General features: G+C 71.6%; 14 protein-coding genes. 6 read left to right on the top strand and 8 right to left on the bottom strand.

The genetic code is table 11. The features are described 5' to 3' along the window. Positions 1-15: 15 nt before the first annotated feature. From ACW9TB_RS14200 to ACW9TB_RS14165, 8 genes are all read right to left on the bottom strand, one after another. Complete coding sequence (locus ACW9TB_RS14200) at positions 16-939, bottom strand: aldo/keto reductase (RefSeq protein ID WP_472748461.1); 924 nt, start codon at positions 937-939, stop codon at positions 16-18. A gap of 100 nt (positions 940-1,039) precedes the next feature. Beyond that, positions 1,040-2,578 (bottom strand): WS/DGAT/MGAT family O-acyltransferase, encoded by a 1,539-nt coding sequence (locus ACW9TB_RS14195; protein ID WP_472748460.1) that lies wholly within the window; start codon positions 2,576-2,578, stop codon positions 1,040-1,042. A gap of 411 nt (positions 2,579-2,989) precedes the next feature. Then, positions 2,990-4,675 (bottom strand): DNA polymerase/3'-5' exonuclease PolX, encoded by a 1,686-nt coding sequence (polX, locus tag ACW9TB_RS14190; RefSeq protein ID WP_472748459.1) that lies wholly within the window; start codon positions 4,673-4,675, stop codon positions 2,990-2,992. Positions 4,676-4,877: 202 nt separating this feature from the next. After that, on the bottom strand, positions 4,878-5,534 hold the full coding sequence (locus ACW9TB_RS14185; protein WP_472748458.1) for a cupin domain-containing protein: 657 nt from the start codon (positions 5,532-5,534) through the stop codon (positions 4,878-4,880). Positions 5,535-5,667: 133 nt separating this feature from the next. Next, positions 5,668-6,507, bottom strand: a complete 840-nt coding sequence (locus tag ACW9TB_RS14180) for a DUF6807 domain-containing protein (protein ID WP_472748457.1) — start codon at positions 6,505-6,507, stop codon at positions 5,668-5,670. Then, entirely contained in the window at positions 6,498-7,526 is a 1,029-nt protein-coding gene (locus tag ACW9TB_RS14175; protein ID WP_472748510.1) for a Gfo/Idh/MocA family protein, read from the bottom strand. Before ACW9TB_RS14175 ends, ACW9TB_RS14180 begins: the two co-directional genes overlap by 10 nt. Before the next feature lie 79 nt (positions 7,527-7,605). Beyond that, on the bottom strand, positions 7,606-8,901 hold the full coding sequence (locus ACW9TB_RS14170) for a glycoside hydrolase family 30 protein (protein ID WP_472748456.1): 1,296 nt from the start codon (positions 8,899-8,901) through the stop codon (positions 7,606-7,608). Between the two features lie 384 nt (positions 8,902-9,285). After that, the gene (locus tag ACW9TB_RS14165) at positions 9,286-10,296 is read right to left on the bottom strand and encodes a LacI family DNA-binding transcriptional regulator (protein WP_472748455.1); all 1,011 of its coding nucleotides are present in this window, start codon (positions 10,294-10,296) and stop codon (positions 9,286-9,288) included. A 176-nt stretch (positions 10,297-10,472) separates the two neighbouring features. Here ACW9TB_RS14165 and ACW9TB_RS14160 point away from each other — a divergent pair, with 176 nt between their 5' ends. The 6 genes from ACW9TB_RS14160 (at position 10,473) to ACW9TB_RS14135 (ending at position 17,754) form a co-directional block, all read left to right on the top strand. Then, the gene (locus tag ACW9TB_RS14160) at positions 10,473-11,783 is read left to right on the top strand and encodes an extracellular solute-binding protein (RefSeq protein ID WP_472748454.1); all 1,311 of its coding nucleotides are present in this window, start codon (positions 10,473-10,475) and stop codon (positions 11,781-11,783) included. A gap of 8 nt (positions 11,784-11,791) precedes the next feature. Beyond that, positions 11,792-12,784 carry a carbohydrate ABC transporter permease gene (locus ACW9TB_RS14155; protein WP_472748453.1) on the top strand — a complete coding sequence of 331 codons (993 nt, stop codon included), beginning with the start codon at positions 11,792-11,794 and terminating at the stop codon, positions 12,782-12,784. After that, the gene (locus tag ACW9TB_RS14150) at positions 12,781-13,605 is read left to right on the top strand and encodes a carbohydrate ABC transporter permease (RefSeq protein WP_472748452.1); all 825 of its coding nucleotides are present in this window, start codon (positions 12,781-12,783) and stop codon (positions 13,603-13,605) included. The genes ACW9TB_RS14155 and ACW9TB_RS14150 overlap by 4 nt, the downstream gene beginning before the upstream one ends. Positions 13,606-13,643: 38 nt before the next feature. Continuing rightward, positions 13,644-15,026, top strand: a complete 1,383-nt coding sequence (locus ACW9TB_RS14145; protein ID WP_472748451.1) for a glycoside hydrolase family 5 protein — start codon at positions 13,644-13,646, stop codon at positions 15,024-15,026. A gap of 176 nt (positions 15,027-15,202) precedes the next feature. Continuing rightward, positions 15,203-16,819: a glycoside hydrolase family 43 protein gene (locus ACW9TB_RS14140; protein WP_472748450.1), complete on the top strand. Its 1,617-nt coding sequence runs from the start codon at positions 15,203-15,205 to the stop codon at positions 16,817-16,819. Positions 16,820-16,926: 107 nt separating this feature from the next. Then, on the top strand, positions 16,927-17,754 hold the full coding sequence (locus tag ACW9TB_RS14135; protein WP_472748449.1) for a S1C family serine protease: 828 nt from the start codon (positions 16,927-16,929) through the stop codon (positions 17,752-17,754). Positions 17,755-17,768: the final 14 nt, after the last annotated feature.

Here is a 17,768-nt window from a genome sequence, read left to right as displayed (position 1 = left end):
TCTGCCCGGGAGGCCCTACCGGGAGGCCTCGTCCAGCAGGGCGAGCTCGTCCGCCGACAGCGTCAGACCGGCGACCGCGAGCAGCGGCCGGAGCTGCTCGACGTTGCGGGCGCTGGCGATCGGCGCGGCGACCGTGGGCTGGGCGGCCAGCCAGGCGAGCGCGACGGTGGCCGGGGCGGCGCCGTGGGCGGCGGCCACCTTGTCCAGGGCGTCGAGCACCCGCGGGCCGCGTTCCGACGTGAGGTACTCCGCCGCCCGGCCCGCGCGCGGGCTGTCCACCGTGACCCCGGCGCGGTACTTGCCGGTCAGGAACCCCATGGCCAGGCCGAAGTACGGGGTGCTGGTGAGTCCCGCCTCGGTCACCACGTCGCGCAGCTCGCCCTCGTAGTCGCGCTCGATGAGGTTGTAGTGCTGCTGCAGCACCCCGTACCGGGCCAGACCGGCCTCCTCGGAGATCGTGAGCGCCTGCGCGAGCCGTTCGGCGCTGTAGTTGGAGGCGCCGATGTTGCGGACCTTGCCCTCGGTGACCAGCTCGTCGAAGGCGCCGAGGGTCTCCTCCAGCGGGGTGGTCGCGTCGTCGATGTGGGCCCAGTACAGGTCGATGTGGTCCGTACGCAGCCGCCGCAGCGAGTCTTCGGCCGCCGCGCGGATGTTGGTCGCCGACAGGCCGGTGCGGCCGGGCATGGAGCCCACCTTGGTCGCCACCACGATCCGGTCGCGGTTGCGGCGAGAGGCCATCCACTCGCCGATCACGGTCTCCGACTCCCCGCCGACGTGCCCGGGAACCCACGAGGAGTAGGTGTCCGCGGTGTCGATGAAGTTTCCGCCCGCCTCCGCGTAGGCGTCCAGGACGGCGAAGGAGTCGTCCCGGTCGGCGGTCCAGCCGAATACGTTGCCGCCAAGGCAGAGAGGGAACAGGTTCAGCTCAGAAAAGCTCATGGGCCAACTCTATTTCTTGACCAATCGCGCGGTTGCGGGGCATCGGCGATGATCGTCGTTGTTCCGTGGGCCGGCATCCGTTCCTCCTCCCGCGCCGCGCTCAGGCGGGCACCATCTCCCTGACCGGCAGGGGGCGCCCCACCGGGTCGATCCGCCTGGCCGGCACGGCCGGTGTGGCCGGTATGGCCGGTTCGATCTGCTCCATCAGCTCGTCCATGGCCGCCCGCAGGTGGCCCATGAGCCGCCACACGTCGGCCACCCGGTCCGGGCAGGACAGGATGCCGAAGTCGAGCGAGCCGTCGTAGGAGAAGCAGGTGATGTTGACCCCGCCGCTCACGTCGGTCAGCACCGACATGGGGTGGTAGGCCAGCACCCTGGCCCCGCACAGGTACAGCGGGAGTTGCGGCCCCGGCACGTTCGAGACGATCAGGTTGATCGGCGGCAGCACGATCGAGGCCAGCCGGAACACCGCGGAGGTCGCCAGCGCGGTGATGGCCGAGGGCAGCATCGACGACAGCTCGCCCAGCCAGGCCGTGGGGGCACCGGCGAAGCGCCGTTTGGCGGAGAGCATCGTCCCGGCCATGACGCGCAGCCGCTCGCGGGGGCAGGCCAGGTCGGTCGGGATCGGGGTGACCATGACGGAGATCTGGTTGCCGACCACGTCCCGCGCGCTCGCGGTGCGGACCGCGACCGGGACCGCGGCGATCAGCGGCCGGTCGGGCAGCGCGTCGCGCTCGTGCAGCCAGGCGCGCAGGGCCGAGGCGCACAGCGTCATGACCACGTCGTTGACGCTGGCCCCCGCGCTCTTGGCGACCCGTTTGACGTCCGCGAGCGGGATCGACCCGTAGGAGAAGCGCCGCTCGGCGCCGATCGGGCCGTTGAACGGGGTGCGCGGCGCGGTCAGCATGGGCGGCTCCGCGGGCTCCGACGGCTCCGGCGCCCTCCCCGCGATCATCCGGGTGGCGGCGGCCACCTGCCGGGCCCCGGGCAGGGCCGAGGTCAGCGGCATCGTGTCGAGCTCGGCCGCCATGCGGCCCAGGGAGTACAGCGTCCTGGCGGGCTGCAGCACCGTCCTGGCCACCGCCCCGGCGAGCATCCCGGCCAGGCCGGGGGCGGTGGTCCGCGGTTCGGGCGCGGGCCGCTCGACGGCGCGGGGCTCGGGGGTCAGGTCCAGCAGCGCCGCGAGCAGCTCCGCCCCCGACACCCCGTCGATGGCGCAGTGGTGGACCTTGGCGTACAGGGCGACCCGGCCGCCGGTCAGGCCGTGGATGAGGTGCATCTCCCACAGCGGGCGGCCCCGGTCGAGGCGCCGCTCGTGGATCCTGGCCACCTTCTCGGCGAGCTGGGCGTCGTCGCCGGGGCCCGTGAGGGTCACCTCGTGGACGTGGCCGGCGACGTCGAGATCGGGGTCTTCCGTCCAGTACGGCCGGTCGAGGCCGAACGGCACGGTGGCCAGGCGCAGCCTCAGCGCCGGGGCCAGGTGCAGGCGCTCGCGGAGCAGCCCGACCAGGCACTCGCGGGTGAGGGCCCCCAGCCGGGAGCAGGTGGGGTCGAGGATGGCGAGCCCCGCCACGTGGGCCGCCGTGGTCGCCGATTCGGCGTGAAGGAACTGCGCGTCGAGCGCGGTCAGCTGGCGCATCGGTCAGGCCTCCTGGCGGGAAATACGAGGAATCGGAGAACACGTATTGCCATCATCACGTCGGCACGTTTCCCTCTCGTTTCCTCCGTAGGACCTCCGGCGTTTCTCGGACGTCTCCTCGGCGAGGTACGGAGACCCACCGATCATCACTTTCCGTAACCTTCCCATTTCACACGGTAGGCACGCCTTCTGGACAGGGTCATCCCGACGATCTTTTTCAAAGGTGATACGCGCCCATGGGTTGTCGGCGCCACCTTCTACCCTTATTTCCTACCAGAGAAATAGGTAATCCGCGAGAAGTGACACCCCTCCGGCGGGAAGACCGTCACCTCACCGGCCGGGAACCGGCCCTCGCCGATCGGGAACCGCCGAGGGCCGACGGGGGCCGCCGAGGACCGCTGAGGGCCGTGCTCACCGGCCGAGGAAGGCGAGCAGCCGCTTCAGGGGCCAGGTGTTGATCACGTCGTCGGTGGTGAGCCACCCGCGCTGGGCGACGCCGATGCCGAACCGCTGGTTGTCGAGGTGCGGGACCGCGTGGGCGTCGCTGTCGACGGAGAACTTCACCCCGTGGTGGTGCGCCAGCCGCACCAGGTCGGCGGGCAGGTCGGAGCGGTCGGGGAAGGAGTCGATCTCCATCGCGGTGCCGGTGCGGGCCGCGGCGCGGAACACCTCGTCCCAGTCGGCGTCCACCGATGGGCGGATGCCGATCCTGCGGGTGGTCGGGTGCCCGATGATGTGCACGTTGGGGTTCTCGCACGCGGTGACGAACCGCCGGGTCATCTCCGCCCGCGACTGGTTGAAGTGCGAGTGGACGCTGGCCACGCACACGTCGAAGCCCTCCAGCACCTCGGCCGGCCAGTCGACCGAGCCGTCGGGGGCGATGTTCAGCTCGCTGCCGTGCAGCAGCCGCGTCTTCGGATACCGCTTCTGCAGCTCGCGGACGCGCTCGCGCTGCTCCAGGGCCTTGTCCAGCTTCATCCGGTGCATCGCCAGGTCGGGCGCGTGGTCGGTCACCGCGTAGTAGGAGTAGCCGCGGGCCGCGGCGGCGGCGACCATGTCCTCCAGGGTGGCGATCCCGTCGGTCAGGTCGGTGTGGGTGTGCAGGTCACCCCTGAGGTCCTCGACGGTGACCAGCTTCGGCAGCTCGTGTTTGAGCGCGGCGGCGATCTCGCCGCCGTCCTCGCGCAGGGTCGGCGGGATCCACTCCATGCCGAGCGCCTCGAAGACCTCCTCCTCGGTCGCGGCCGCGATCACCCGGTCGCCGTCGAACAGGCCGTACTCCGACAGCTTCCAGCCCTTCTTCACGATGATCTCCCGCAGGTGCACGGTGTGCTCCTTGGACCCGGTGAAATACATCATCGCGGCGCCCCACGACTCGGCGGGGATCAGGCGCAGGTCGACCTGGACGCCCTGGGCGGTGCGGATCGAGGTCTTCTTCTCCCCCGAGGCGACGACCTCCGCGACGTAGGGCTGGGCCTTGAAGTCGTCCATCAGCGACTCGGGGCCGACCACGAGGATGTCGATGTCGCCGACGGTGTCCTTCATCCGGCGCAGCGACCCGGCGTAGGCGATCCGCTCGGCGCCCGGCAGCGAGGCGATGACGCGCTCGGCCAGGTCCATGGCCGTGCCGGTGTGCATCCTGGCGCTGTGCTCGGCCAGGTGCTCGACCCCTTTGAGGAGGTTTTCCACGGTCTTGGCGCCGAAGCCCTTGACGCCGTCGAGGCGCCCCTCGCCGATGGCCTTCACCAGGGCCTCGGGGGAGTCGATGCCCAGCTCCTGGAAGAGGAAGACGGCCTTCTTCGGCCCGAGCGAGGCCACCCGGGTCAGCCGCCGCACCCCCTGGGGGACCTTCTCCCGCAGATCGTCGAGCTGCCGGAAGCTGCCCCGCTCCAGGTATTCCTCGACCTTCTTGGCGATCGCCTCGCCCACCCCGGACACGCTCCGCACGGGCACGGCCGAGATGTCGTCGGGAAACCCCGCGATCGCCCTGGCGGCCTTCTGGTAACTGCGGACCCGGAACGCGTCGCCGCCGTTCATCGCGAACAGCTCGGCGTACTCCTCCAGGGCGGAGGCGACGTCATCGTTAGCTCGTGCCATGAGTCCAGCCTAGAAGATCGCACCGACATTCCCCGGCCCCGGCCATCACAAGCGCGGGCCATCACGAGAACCGGGCGTTATGAGAGCCAGGCGTTATGGGAACCCGATGTTATGAGAACCGGGCGGCGCGCGCCGCCGCGCCGCCCGGTGGCCGGTGTCCCCTCGTGATCTTCGCACGGCCGGGACCGAGGCCGTACGGAGATCACGAGGGTGGATCCTCCGGATAGGTCAGCAGGTGGCCGCACATGCCGTCGCGGGGCACCGAGGGCACCCGGGTGACCCCGGCCTCGCGCAGGTGGGCGAGGTCACCGGCGCGCAGGGCCGCCAGCTGGGCGCCCGTCGCCTCGGCGGCGCGCAGCGGGCCGTCGCGCCAGCGGGCCTCGAAGGCGTCCAGGCGGGGGGCGACGAGCCCGGCGGCGGCCTCCAGGAAGGCGGCGAAGCCGGGGCGGCCCCCGGCGCGGAGCCGCAGGAACCCCTCGACGGCCAGGTCGCGGCGCTCGCGCGGGGCCGAGCGCGCGGCGCGGGCGTACCGGCCGGGGTCGGCCAGGACGTCGGGGGGGAAGGTCAGGACGGCGTCACCGGCCTCGGGCAGGCCGCTGTTCTGCATGAGGACCACGATGCGCAGGCCGCCGCCGTTGACCAGGCGGTGGACCGTGCCGGGGGTGAACCGGACGACCGCGCCCACGGCCAGCGCCGTCTCCTCGTAGCCGCTCCAGGTCAGGGTCTGCACGACGCCGGAACCGGCCACCACGGCGTACGCCTCGGCGCACAGCGTGTGCAGGTGGGGCGAACCCCCGCGCAGGCCGTCCTCGGCGGGCCAGTCGTAGACGGTCAGATCGCTCACGCCGGTGCCGAACACGGGTGCTCCTCGCTCCTGCCGGACGTCCTGCCGAACTCCTGCCGACCTTCGGCCGGGCGCCCCGCCTGACGCCCTGCCGTACGCTTCCGCCGGACTTCGACCGTACGCCTCCGCCGGGCGCGGCGTGAGGCCGTCACGTCCGCTCCGGGTAGGGGTGTCGCCTGACGTAGGCCTCCAGCCGGGGGCGGTCCCACGCGCCGGTGGCCACGACCATCCGGTAGCCCAGCCGCAGCGTCGCGCCGGGCGCCAGGACCAGCTCGCGGTGGAAGGCGATGGAGGGATTGACGGCCGCGAACGGCGTCGTACGGACGAACCAGACGGCGGGCGCGGCGCTCTGGAACAGCAGGGTGGAGGAGCGGTCCACCTCGTCGTGCCGGCCGGTGTAGGCCAGCCAGGCCGACTCCCGGCCCATCATCTCCGGCCCCTCGCCGCCCTCCGCGATCACCCGCCCGTGCTCGAAGGAGCGGGGCCCGCGCCAGAACAGGCCGCAGTACCCGGCCATCGGGCGGCCGTTGGTGGTGGGGCTGCCGAACACCAGGTCCCTGCCGCGCGTGTTGGTGATCGCGGTGGACAGCTCCAGCGCCCACGAGTCCTCCCGCACGTCCCTTACCTCGAAGGCCCGTACCTCGTCCACCCAGTGCTCGCCGCCCTGGGTGTGCCAGGTGAGGCGCTCCACGCCGGGGGAGAGGAACTCCTCGTGCCGCATGGTCCCGTTGTTGGGCAGGTCCACGTACCCGGCGGCCTCGCGGACGTAGCTGCCGCCGCCCCAGAAGTTCTCCCCCGACAGGTCCGAGACGGTCAGCTGCAGGCCCCGGTGCCAGCGGTGGTCGTGCGGGCGGTAGGCGCTCACCACGTCCCCGGCCAGGGTCCTGATCGGGTGGAAGTACGGCTTGGGCGACTCGAAGAGCGGAGTCTCGGGCCGGTGGACGTAGCGCAGGATCTCGACGCCGCGCTCGGTGAAGGTCAGCTCCATGCGCGTCCGCCCAGGCGGTGGTGGAAGGGGTGGCCGGGGACGAGGTCGGCGCGGAACACCGGCAGGCCGGTGAAGGCCGCCGCGTACAGGCCGGTGATCAGTTCGAGCGCCCGGCGCCCCTCGGGGCCGCTCATCGGCGGGCGCTCGCCGCGCTCGTAGGCGTCCAGCAGCTCCGCCAGCTGCGCCCCGTGCGAGCTCGGCAGGTCCGCGGGCGGGTTCCAGCGCGGTGAGGTGGAGGTCCAGTCGGCGTTGCGGTAGCCGTACAGGTGGCGCAGCTCCACGGTCGCCTCGGTGTAGTCGAAGCGCAGGTAGCTCTCCTCGCGCCGCGACAGCACGCTGTTGACCACCGAGGCCATCGCGCCGGAGGCGAAGCGGACGACGGCCATCGAGACGTCCTCGGTCTCGATCCGGCGCTCCAGCGTGCCGGTCATCGCGCGGACCTCCGACCAGTCGCCGAGGACCGACAGCATCAGGTCCATCTGGTGGATGCCGTGTCCCATCGTGGGGCCGCCGCCCTCGGTCTCCCACCGGCCGCGCCAGGGCACCTCGAAGTAGGCGTGGTCGCGGTACCAGGTGGTCACGCAGAGCGCGACGAGCGGGCGGCCCAGCTCGGGGGCGAGGGCGCGCAGGTGCCGCGCGCCGGAGCCGAACCGGTGCTGGGAGACGACCGAGGCGTAACCGGGCCCCTCGGCCTCCGTGATCAGGTCGTACTCGGCCAGCGACAGGCAGGCGGGTTTCTCGATCCACACCCAGGCGCCCGCCTCCAGGCAGGCCACCGCCTGGGCGGCGTGCAGGTGCGGCGGGGTGCACAGGTGGACGAGATCGGGCCGCTCGGCGTCGAGCATCGCCTCCAGGGAGGTGTACGCCCCCGGGATGGCGTGCTCGGCGCAGAACGCCCTGACCCGCGCCTCGTCCACGTCCGCGGCGGCCACCACCCGCGCCCGGCGCGCCTCGGCGCGCAGCGCGGGCAGGTGGCAGATCCCCGCGATGCCGCCGGTGCCCGCGACCGCCACCCGGATCACCGGGTCCCTCCCGCCGCGGAAGACCCCCCGGCCCCCGGCCGCGGGAGGGACGTCAGGTGTACGGCGACCGGGCGCGTCACCGTACGACGACGGTGGTCAGGGAACGGGGGGCGAGGGTGAGGCTCCGGTCGGGCCGCAGCCCGGCCAGCGGGGTGGCGGTGAGGGAGTGCTCGCCGTCGGTCAGGTAGGCGGTGGCCCGGCCGGGACGGGTGGTGATCTTGGTGGTGACGGGGGTGGCGGAGGTGTTGAGGATCTCGACGACCTCCGAGCCCCCGGCGTTGCGGAAGGCGGTGACCTTCAGCGCCGGGTCGGGTGTGGCGACGGAGAGCCGGACCGCGCCGGGGCGGACGAAGCGGCTGTAGGCGGCCAGGGCCCACAGGCGCTTGGAGACGCGGTAGGTCGCGGTGGCCTCGTCGATCTGGATCAGCCCCCGGGTGGCGCCGCGCGAGGCGCCGAACCAGAAGACGTAGCCGTTCGCCTTGCCCAGGGTGAGGGAGTCGTGGATCTGCTGGGCGACCGCGAAGCCGTCGTAGCCGCTGCCGTCGTCCCACGCCTCGTTCCAGGTGGTCCCGTCGGGCGACCACTCCGACATCCACACGGGCCGGTCGGTGGGCAGCGGGCCGTCCACCGGGCTGACGTAGGGGTGCCCGGCGTGCGTGGCGACCCACCGCCGCGCGACGGGGTCGGCCTCGATGGCGGCGGTGTACTCGCGCTGCTGGGACCACCCGGCGGCGTCGCAGCAGACCACCTTGAGGCCGGTACGGGCCGCGGTGGGGCCGAGCACCTTGACGAACTCGGCGGCCTCCTTGGGGGTGAAGCGCATCGAGGCGTAGGAGACGGTGAGGTCGGGCTCGTTGGTGAACCCGATGTCGGTGATCCTGATGCCCTCCTTGGCGTAGAACTTCGCGTACTGCACCAGGTAGTTCGCGTACGCCTGCCGCCACTCGGGGAGCAGGTTGCCGCCGTTGCTGTCGGAGCCGTTGTCCTTCATGTAGCCGGGGGCGCTCCAGGCGTCGGCGTAGAAGCGGGTCACGCCGTAGCGCCTGGCCTCCTTGGCCAGCCAGACCTGGCCGCCGTCCTCGCCGTCCCAGACGTACTTCGGCGGCGCGCCGGGACCGCCGGGGTCCTCGGGCTGGATGGAGGCCATCAGGTCGTACGGGCTGCCGGTGGGGGAGGAGCCGATGCCCAGGCGCAGGATGCTGAGCCCAGCGCCCTTCTCGGGGCTGAGCCACAGGTCGAGGATTTCCCGCTGCTTGGCCGCGGGCAGCGCGCGGACCAGCTCGTTGCGCCGGAACGCCTGCGAGAAGCCGAAGCCGTCGATCTTCTGGAGAACGCGGTGGTGGTCCACCCGGATCTGGGAAGCGTTTTCCATGGCGACCGGACTGATTCCGAGGAGGGGGAGCGCGAGGACCGGTGCCAGCAGTGCCCTGTGATGTCGAGACATGCGGAAACCCGCTTTCCGAAAGTTTCACAAGATTACCGAGACATTTCGTGTCGAGTACCGTAAATGTTTCGAGAGCGGCAGTCAACAGCCGGTCAGGGCGTGAGGGGGGAGTTTCACCGGGGCGCGGGGGGTCGGCGGCCGAAAGCGGGAGCCGGACGCGCGGGTGCGGGGCGCGCGGGTGCGGGGCGCGCGGGTGTGCAAGTGTGCGGATGTGCGGTGTCGAGCGTGTGGATGCGGGGCGGGGGGTGCCCGGAGGTCCGGGGGCGGAGCCGAGGGGCCGGGGAGCCGAGGAGGCGGGCGGCGGGGGCGGGGTCAGGCGGCCGGTGGGGCGGTGCTGTCGCGGACGAGGAGGTCGGTGGCGAGCTCCACCCGGCGGGGCTCGTGCCCGCCGCGGTCGAGGCCGAGCACCATCCGGGTGGCCAGCTCCGCCATCTCCTGGAGCGGCTGGCGCACGGTGGTCAGCGGCGGCCACGCCGACCGGGCCAGCGGCAGGTCGTCGAAGCCCACCACGGACAGGTCGTCGGGAACCCGCAGGCCGCGCTGCCTGGCCGCCTCGAAGACGCCGAACGCCTGCATGTCGCTGCCCGCGAAGATCGCGGTGGGCGGCTCCTCCAGGGCGAGCAGGGCGTGGCCGTGGTCGCGCCCTGAGCCGACCAGGAAGTCGCCGTACCTGATGAGCGCCGGGTCCACCGCGATCCCCGCGGTCTCCAGCGCCGCCCGGTAGCCGTCGACGCGGGCCCGGCTGCACAGCATGGTGGCGGGGCCGCCGATCATCCCGATCCTGCGGTGGCCCAGTTCCAGCAGGTGGCGGGTGGCGGCCAGGCCGCCGTTCCAGTTGGTGGCGCCGACCGAGGCGACCCCGGGCGGCGGCTCGCCCTCCGGGTCCACCACCACGAACGGGATGGACCTGGCGGCCAGCTGGCCGTGCTGGTCGGCGCTGATCCGGGAGCCGACCAGGATGGCCCCGTCGGTGCGCCGGGCGGCGATCCGCTCCACCCAGTCCCTGCCGGGGCCCGCGTGGCTGTGCAGGACCGAGACGACGACCCCGGCGTCGACCTCGCGGGCCGCGGTCTCCACGCCGCGTACCAGCTCCATCGCCCACGGGCTCTCGATCTCGGTGAAGACCAGGTCGACCAGGCCGACGGGGGCGTCGCCCTGGCCGGTCCTGCGCTGGTAGCCGTGCTTGTGCAGCAGGCGCTCGATCCGCTGCCTGGTCTCGGACGCGACCTCGGGCCGCCCGTTGATGACTTTCGAGACCGTGGGCGCGGAGACCCCGGCCTCCTCGGCGATCAGGGCGATCGTCACGCGCGGCTTGGTTGGCATGCGGCGAATACTAACTGAAACCTTTCGGAGGCCCTCCGCCGGTGGTGGCCGTCGCCGTCCGGGATCGCTACCACGGGGCTATTGACGCGTAACCGGGAATTTACCTATTCTCCGGATCACGAAATATTCGGGGAATATATGAAACTTTTCAGCCCACCTCACGAAAGGGGATCTCCATGCTGAGTCGGCGAGGCGTGGCGGCTCTGACGTTGTCCGCGCTGCTTCTCGGAGCCTGCGGTACGAGCGGAGACGGCGACGCGGCCCAGCCCGGCACGAGCGGCGGCACCGGCACCGGCTCGGAGAAGGTCACCTTCGAGTTCTGGAACCTGGCGACGGCCGAGCCCCTCAAGGGGTTCTGGGCCACCCTCATCAAGGACTACCAGGCGGCCCACCCGAACGTGACGATCAAGAACATCGCCATCGAGAACGACTCCTACAAGCCCAAGCTCGCCACGCTCACCCAGTCGGGCAAGGCACCCGACCTCTACTCCACCTGGGGCGGCGGCGTGCTGAAGCAGCACATCGAGGCGGGCCTGGTGAAGGACCTGTCCTCCGACGCGGGCGACGTCATCGAAGCCCTCACCCCGGCGGCCCTGTCGGCCTACCAGTTCGACGGCAAGACCTACGGGCTGCCCACCGACATCGGCATGGTCGGCTTCTGGTACAACAAGGCGCTGTTCGAGAAGGCCGGTATCACCGCCCCGCCCGCCACCTGGACCGAGTACCTGGACGCGGTGAGGAAACTGAAGGCGGACGGCACCGTCCCGATCGCCCTCGCGGGCAAGGCCAAGTGGCCGGGCCACTACTACTGGGCCTACCTGGCCATGCGGGTGGCCGGGCTGGACGCGCTCAAGCAGGCGGGGAGCACCAACGACTTCACCGGGCCCGACTTCGTCACCGCCGGGCAGCGGCTCAAGGAGCTCGTCGACCTCCAGCCGTTCCAGAAGGGCTTCCAGGGCGCCGACTACTCCACCCCCGACGGGCAGGCCGCGACCATGGGCAACGGCAAGGCCGCGATGGAGCTGATGGGCCAGTGGGCCCCGTCCGTGCAGGCGGACGCGGGCAAGGGCCTCGGCGACGACCTCGGGTTCTTCACCTTCCCCGCGGTGGAGGGGGGCAAGGGCGCCGCGGGCGACGCGTTCGGCGGCGGCGGCGGACTGGCCCTGGGCGTCAACGCCCCGCCCGCCGCGCTGGACTTCCTGAAGTTCGCGCTCAAGCCGGAGAACCACAGCAAGGCCGTCAAGGCCGGAGCGGTCCTGCCCGTGCTCAAGACGGGTGAGGAGGCGGCCGTCACCGACCCCCACATCAAGACGGTCTCCGAGACGCTGTCGGCCGCGAGCGGTTTTCAGCTCTACCTCGACCAGGAGTACCCGCCTGCCGTCGGCCAGGAGGTCAACGACGCGGTGGCCGAGCTGATCGGGGGTACCAAGACGCCGCAGGAGGTCGTCGAGGCCGTCACCGAGACGGCCAAGTCGGAGTCGGAGTAGCCGCCCGGATGAAGACGGCGACGACGATGACGGGGCCGGACGCGCGTCCGGCCCCGCACCCCGGCGGACCCGCCGGGAGGCGGGGGCGGGGAAGCGGCCTCCGCCGGGGACGCGGCTGGGTCACCGCGATCCTGTTCGTGCTCCCCGCGCTGGTCCTGTTCACCCTCCTGGTGCTGGCGCCGATCCTGGTGGCCGGATACACCAGCCTCTACAAGTGGAACGGCATCGGCCCGCCGGGCAACTTCGTCGGCCTGGACAACTTCACCCGGCTGTTCCAGAGCGACGTCTTCGCCGGGGACCTGCGCAACGGCGGCATCCTGATCGTGCTGGGCCTGGCGGTGCAGCTGCCGCTCTCGCTGGGCCTGGCGGTGATGCTGAACCAGCGGATCCGCGGGCGCGCCTTCTACCGGCTGCTGTTCTTCGCGCCGTACATGCTCTCCGAGGCGATCACCGGCGTGCTGTTCTCGCTGATCCTCTCGCCCGAGGCGGGCCTGGCCAACCAGCTGCTCACCTCCTGGGGGCTGGAGCCCTGGTCCTGGCTGTCGGAGCCGGACACCGTGATGTTCTCGCTGTTCCTGGTGATCACCTGGAAGTACTTCGGCTTCCACATGATCATCTATCTGGCCGGGCTGCAGGGCATCCCCAGGGAGCTGAGCGAGGCGGCCAGGATCGACGGCGCCGGAAGCTGGGAGGTGTTCCGCCACGTCACCCTGCCATTGCTCGGCCCCACCATCCGGGTCAGCGTGTTCCTGTCCATCATCGGCACGATCCAGCTCTTCGACCTGGTCTGGATCCTCACCGGCGGCGGCCCCTCGCACGCCTCGGAGACCATGGCCGTCAGCATGTTCGAGTACGGCTTCAAGCGGTCCCAGATCGGCTACTCCAGCGCGATCAGCGTCGTCATGTTCCTGATCAGCCTCGTCTTCGCCCTCGGCTACCAGCGGTTCGTCCTGCGCCGGGACCTGGAGGGGGCCAGCACCACCATGGGAGAGCGCCGATGACCGCCCGCTTCCGTACGTTCCCGGTCCACCTGGTCATCTGGGTGGCGGCCGTCTTCATCGTGGTCCCCTTCCTGTACGGCCTGCTCGGCGGCTTCAAGACCTCCGACCAGCTCTCGGTCAACCCGCTGGGCCTGCCCTCCCCGTGGGTCACCGGCAACTACACCGACGTGATCGGCTCGGCCGCGTTCTGGCGCCAGCTCGTCAACAGCCTGTTCATCGCGGTCGCGACCACCGTGCTGGTCGTGGGGCTGTCGGCGATGGCCGCCTTCGCCTTCGCCCGGTTCGCCTTCCGGGGCCGGGAGTTCCTGTTCACGCTGTTCGCCGTCGGGCTGATGTTCCCGTTCGCGGTGGCGATCCTGCCGCTGTTCGTCCTGCTGCGCACCTTCGGCCTGCTGGACAACCCGCTCGGGGTGATCCTGCCGCAGGCCGCGTTCGGCCTCCCGCTGACCGTCATCATCCTGCGGACGTTCTTCCGGTCCATCCCCAGGGAGGTCGAGGAGGCCGCCATCATCGACGGCTGCACCGCCTTCGGCTTCTTCTGGCGGGTGCTGCTGCCGATCGCCCGGCCCGCCCTGGCCACCGTCTCGGTCCTGGCGATCGTGGCGAGCTGGAACAACTTCTTCCTGCCGCTGGTGGTCTTCAACGACCCGAGCCTGTGGACCCTGCCGCTCGGCGTCCAGCAGTTCCAGGGGGAGTACATGGCCGACACCGCCAGGATCCTGGCCTACGTCATCGTCTCGATGGTCCCGGCGCTGGCCTTCTACGCCGTCGCCGAGCGCCAGCTGATCAGCGGCCTCACCGCGGGCGCCACCAAGGGCTGACCCGTGTAGACCCATCACTGTGGAGAGAGTGAGACACCATGACCCTGAGTGTCGCCGGATCCCGTCTCGTCGATTCGGCCGGCACCCCGGTACGGCTGCGTGGAGTGGGCCTCGGGGGCTGGCTGAACATGGAGAACTTCATCACCGGCTACCCGGCCAACGAGTCCGCGATGCGCGCGGCCGTGCGGGAGGTGCTGGGGGAGGACCGGGCCGAGCTGTTCTTCGAGCGCCTGCTCACCTCGTTCTTCGGCCCGGACGACGCCGCGCTGCTGGCCGGTCTCGGCGCGAACTGCGTCCGCGTCCCGATCAACTACCGCCACCTGGAGTCCGACGACCGCCCCTTCGAGATCGTCGAGCACGGTTTCCGCCACCTGGACCGGGTGATCGCCCTGCTCGCCGAGCACGGCATCCGCAGCGTCATCGACCTGCACGCCCTGCCCGGCGCGCAGAACCAGCACTGGCACTCCGACAACCCCACCCACGTCGCCGCGTTCTGGCAGCACCGCCACTTCCAGGACCGCGCCGTCCACCTGTGGGAGGTCGTGGCCGACCGCTACCGGGACAACCCCTGGGTGGCCGGGTACAACCCGATCAACGAGCCGGGCGACCAGAGCGGCCGGGTCATCGGCCCCTTCTACGACCGCCTGGTCAAGGCCGTCCGCGCCGTCGACCCGCGGCACGTGCTGTTCCTGGACGGCAACACCTACTCCACCGACTTCTCGATCTTCCACGAGGTGTACGAGAACACGGTCTTCGTCTGCCACGACTACGCCCTGGCCGGTTTCGCGCACGGCGGCCCCTACCCGGGCCACACCCGGGGCGAGTGGGTGGACCGGAACCAGCTGGAGCGCTCCTTCGAGCGGCGGACCGTCTTCCAGCGCGAGACCGGCACCCCCATCTGGGTCGGCGAGTTCGGCCCCGTCTACACCGGCGACCCGCAGATCGACCGGCAGCGCTACCAGATCCTCCGCGACCAGCTGGAGATCTTCGACTCGTACGGGGCCGGCTGGTCGCTGTGGACCTACAAGGACGTCGGGCTGCAGGGGCTGGTCAGCGCGGGCGAGCCGTACATGGGCCGGTTCGGCGCCTTCATCGCCAAGAAGGGACGGCTGGGCGCCGACCGGTGGGGCTCGACGATGGAGGAGTCCGCGAGCGACCTGGCCCCCCTGCACCGGCTGATGGAGACCGAGTTCCCGTCCTGGGACCCCTACCCGTGGGGCGCCCGCTACCAGACCGACGACCTGATCCGGCACATCCTCATCGCCCAGGCGCTGCTCCCCGAGTACGCGGAGCTGCTGCGCGGTTGCTCCGACGAGGAGCTGGTCGCCCTGGCCGACTCCTTCTCCCTCGCCCGCTGCGTCCGGCGCGGGCCGCTGCTGGACCTGCTCGCCGAGAACCTGGGCGGCGAGAACCCGCGCTGAGGGGGAAGCCCCGTGGCCCCCTGTCCCGGGCACCCCGAGGCGGGCTCAAACAGGCCGTTCAGACAGGCCGCTCAGACAGGCCGTTCAGGCAGAACCGCTCAGGCAGAACGCTCAGACAAGCCGTTCAGGCAGAACCGCCTCAGACAGAACCGTTCAGGCAGACCAAGGAAGGTCCCGTGTACACCAACCCCGTCATCCCCGGTTTCCACCCCGACCCCTCGGTGTGCCGGGTGGGCGCGGACTACTACCTCGTCACCTCGTCCTTCGAATGGTTCCCCGGGGTGCCGATCTTCCACAGCCGCGACCTCGTGCACTGGCGGCAGCTCGGCCACGTCCTGGACCGGCCCTCCCAGCTCGACCTGGACGGCGTACGGCCGTCCGGCGGCATCTACGCCCCCACCATCCGGCACCACGACGGCGTCTTCTACATGATCACCACGTTGATGGACGAGCCGGGCAACTTCCTGGTCACCGCGACCGACCCGGCCGGGCCGTGGAGCGACCCGGTGTGGTTTCCCGGCACCCGTGGCTTCGACCCCTCGCTGTTCTTCGACGACGACGGCCGCGCCTGGATGACCGGCACCCGGCTCAAGGCCGCCGGGCGCTACGAGGGCGACAGCGAGATCTGGCTGCGCGAGTTCGACCCGGCCACGCTCAAGCTGTCCGGGGAGGAGCACGTCATCTGGGAGGCGGTACAGCGCGGTGGCGTCTGGTGCGAGGGCCCGCACATCTACCGGGCCGGCGCCCACTACTACCTGCTCACCTCGGAGGGCGGCACCGCCGAGGACCACGCCGTCATGGTCGCCAGGGCCGAGCGGATCACCGGCCCCTACCGGGGCAACCCGCGCAACCCCGTCCTCACCCACCGCCACCTCGGGCTGCGTCACCCCATCACCAGCGTCGGCCACCCCGACCTGGTACGGACCACGGAGGGCGAGTGGTGGTCGGTCCTGCTCGCCACCCGCCCCTACGGCGCCCTCCCCGCCCCCGCGGACGCCTCCGCGAACTCCCCCGCGGGCTCCTTCGGTGGCGAATCCGGCGGCGACCAGCCCACGACGGCCGCCGTCCGCGCCTCCAGCGGCTACAACCTGGGCCGCGAGACCTTCCTCACCCGCGTCCGCTGGGAGGACGACTGGCCGGTCTTCGACCAGGTGGAACCGTCCGCGCCGCCACCCTCGGCCCCCGCGCGCCGCTGGCCCGCCACGCCCGCCTGCGACCACTTCGACGCCCCGCGCCTCGCACCGGTGTGGAACCACCTGCGCACGCCCCGCGAACCGTACTGGAACCTGGCCGACAGCCGCCTCGTCCTGCGAGCGCGACCGCAGACCCTGCGCGAGCGGGCCGCGCCCAGCCTGGTCGCCCGGCGGCAGGAGCACCTCGCCTTCGCGGCCCACACGGTGATGGAGTTCCGGCCGGAGGGGAAGGAGTGCGCCGGGCTCGTGCTGTTCCAGAACGACGACTTCCACATCACGCTCCTCCTCACCGCGCACGGCCTGGAACTCACCCGCAGGTCCGGCGGCACGGACACCCTCCTGGCCCGCGCGGACGTCGCCCCGTCCGGGCCGCTGTGGCTGGGGGTGGAGGCCCACGGCCAGGACTACCAGGCCCGCTACGCGCCGCGCCCCGGCGAGTGGGCCGACCTGGCGGCCCCGGTGGACGGCCGTATCCTCGGCTCCACCGTGGCCGGAGGCTTCACCGGCGCGATGATCGGTCTCTACGCCTCCTCCAACGGCCACCCGAGCACCAGCACGGCCGCCTTCGACTGGTTCGAATATCTGCCGCTCCCGGCGTGACCCCCGGGAGGTCGCCCTGAGGCCCGCGATCACGAGGGCCTCGGTTCCCAGGGAGTCTTCAGCCGATTTTTGTAGCACTTTCAATAAATATTTATGACTATGGGGCAATGGAGCGCATGCCGCAGGGGGGCGACGCGGCTGAGGCTCGGGGAGCCGTGGCCGGGAGGACCCGGTGGTTCGTCGCCGGGGGTGGCGCGCTCGTCGTCGTGGCGCTGCTCGCGTACTGGCTGGGAGGCGGCGGGAACGGCGGGGAGGCCGCGTCCGGGCCGAGCGCGACGCCGACGCCCAGCGCGACGCTCACGGTGCCCGACGTCTTCAGGAGGGTCGGGCCGTCGGTGGTGGTCATCCAGGCCGGGAAGTCGCTCGGGACCGGGGTGATCGCGGCCGAGGACGGGACGATTCTGACGGCGCACCACGTTGTCGAGGAGGCCGCGGGCAAGGGCACTTCCGACAGGGGCTCGGGCAGGGACGCCGGGGACGTCACCGTGACGTTCGCCGACGGCACCAGGACGAAGGCCGTCGTCGCGTCGTCGAATCCCAAGCTCGACGTCGCGACCCTCAGGCCCGCGAAGCTGCCGGAGATCCTCGTCCCGGCGACGCTCGGCGGCGGCGCGACCGTGGGCGCGCCCGTCGTGGCGATCGGCAACCCGCTGGGCCTGACCTACAGCGTCTCCACCGGCGTCGTGTCGGGCCTGAACCGGACCGCCAAGGAGGGCGACCTGAACGGGCTCATCCAGTTCGACGCCTCCGCGAACCCGGGCAGCTCCGGCGGTCCCCTCCTGGACGCCCGCGGCCTGGTCATCGGGATCGTCGTCTCGATCGCCGACCCCGGGGGCGACGAGGCGTTCGCCGGTATCGCGTTCGCGGTGCCGATCGGCGCGGCCCTGGGCGGCGGCGACGGCGACGGGCCACCGGGCGACGGGCCCCAGATCTGACCGAAGCGTCACGA

Source organism: Streptosporangium sp. H13245 (assembly GCF_055690525.1).
This window is presented reverse-complemented; position numbering and strand designations above follow the sequence as displayed.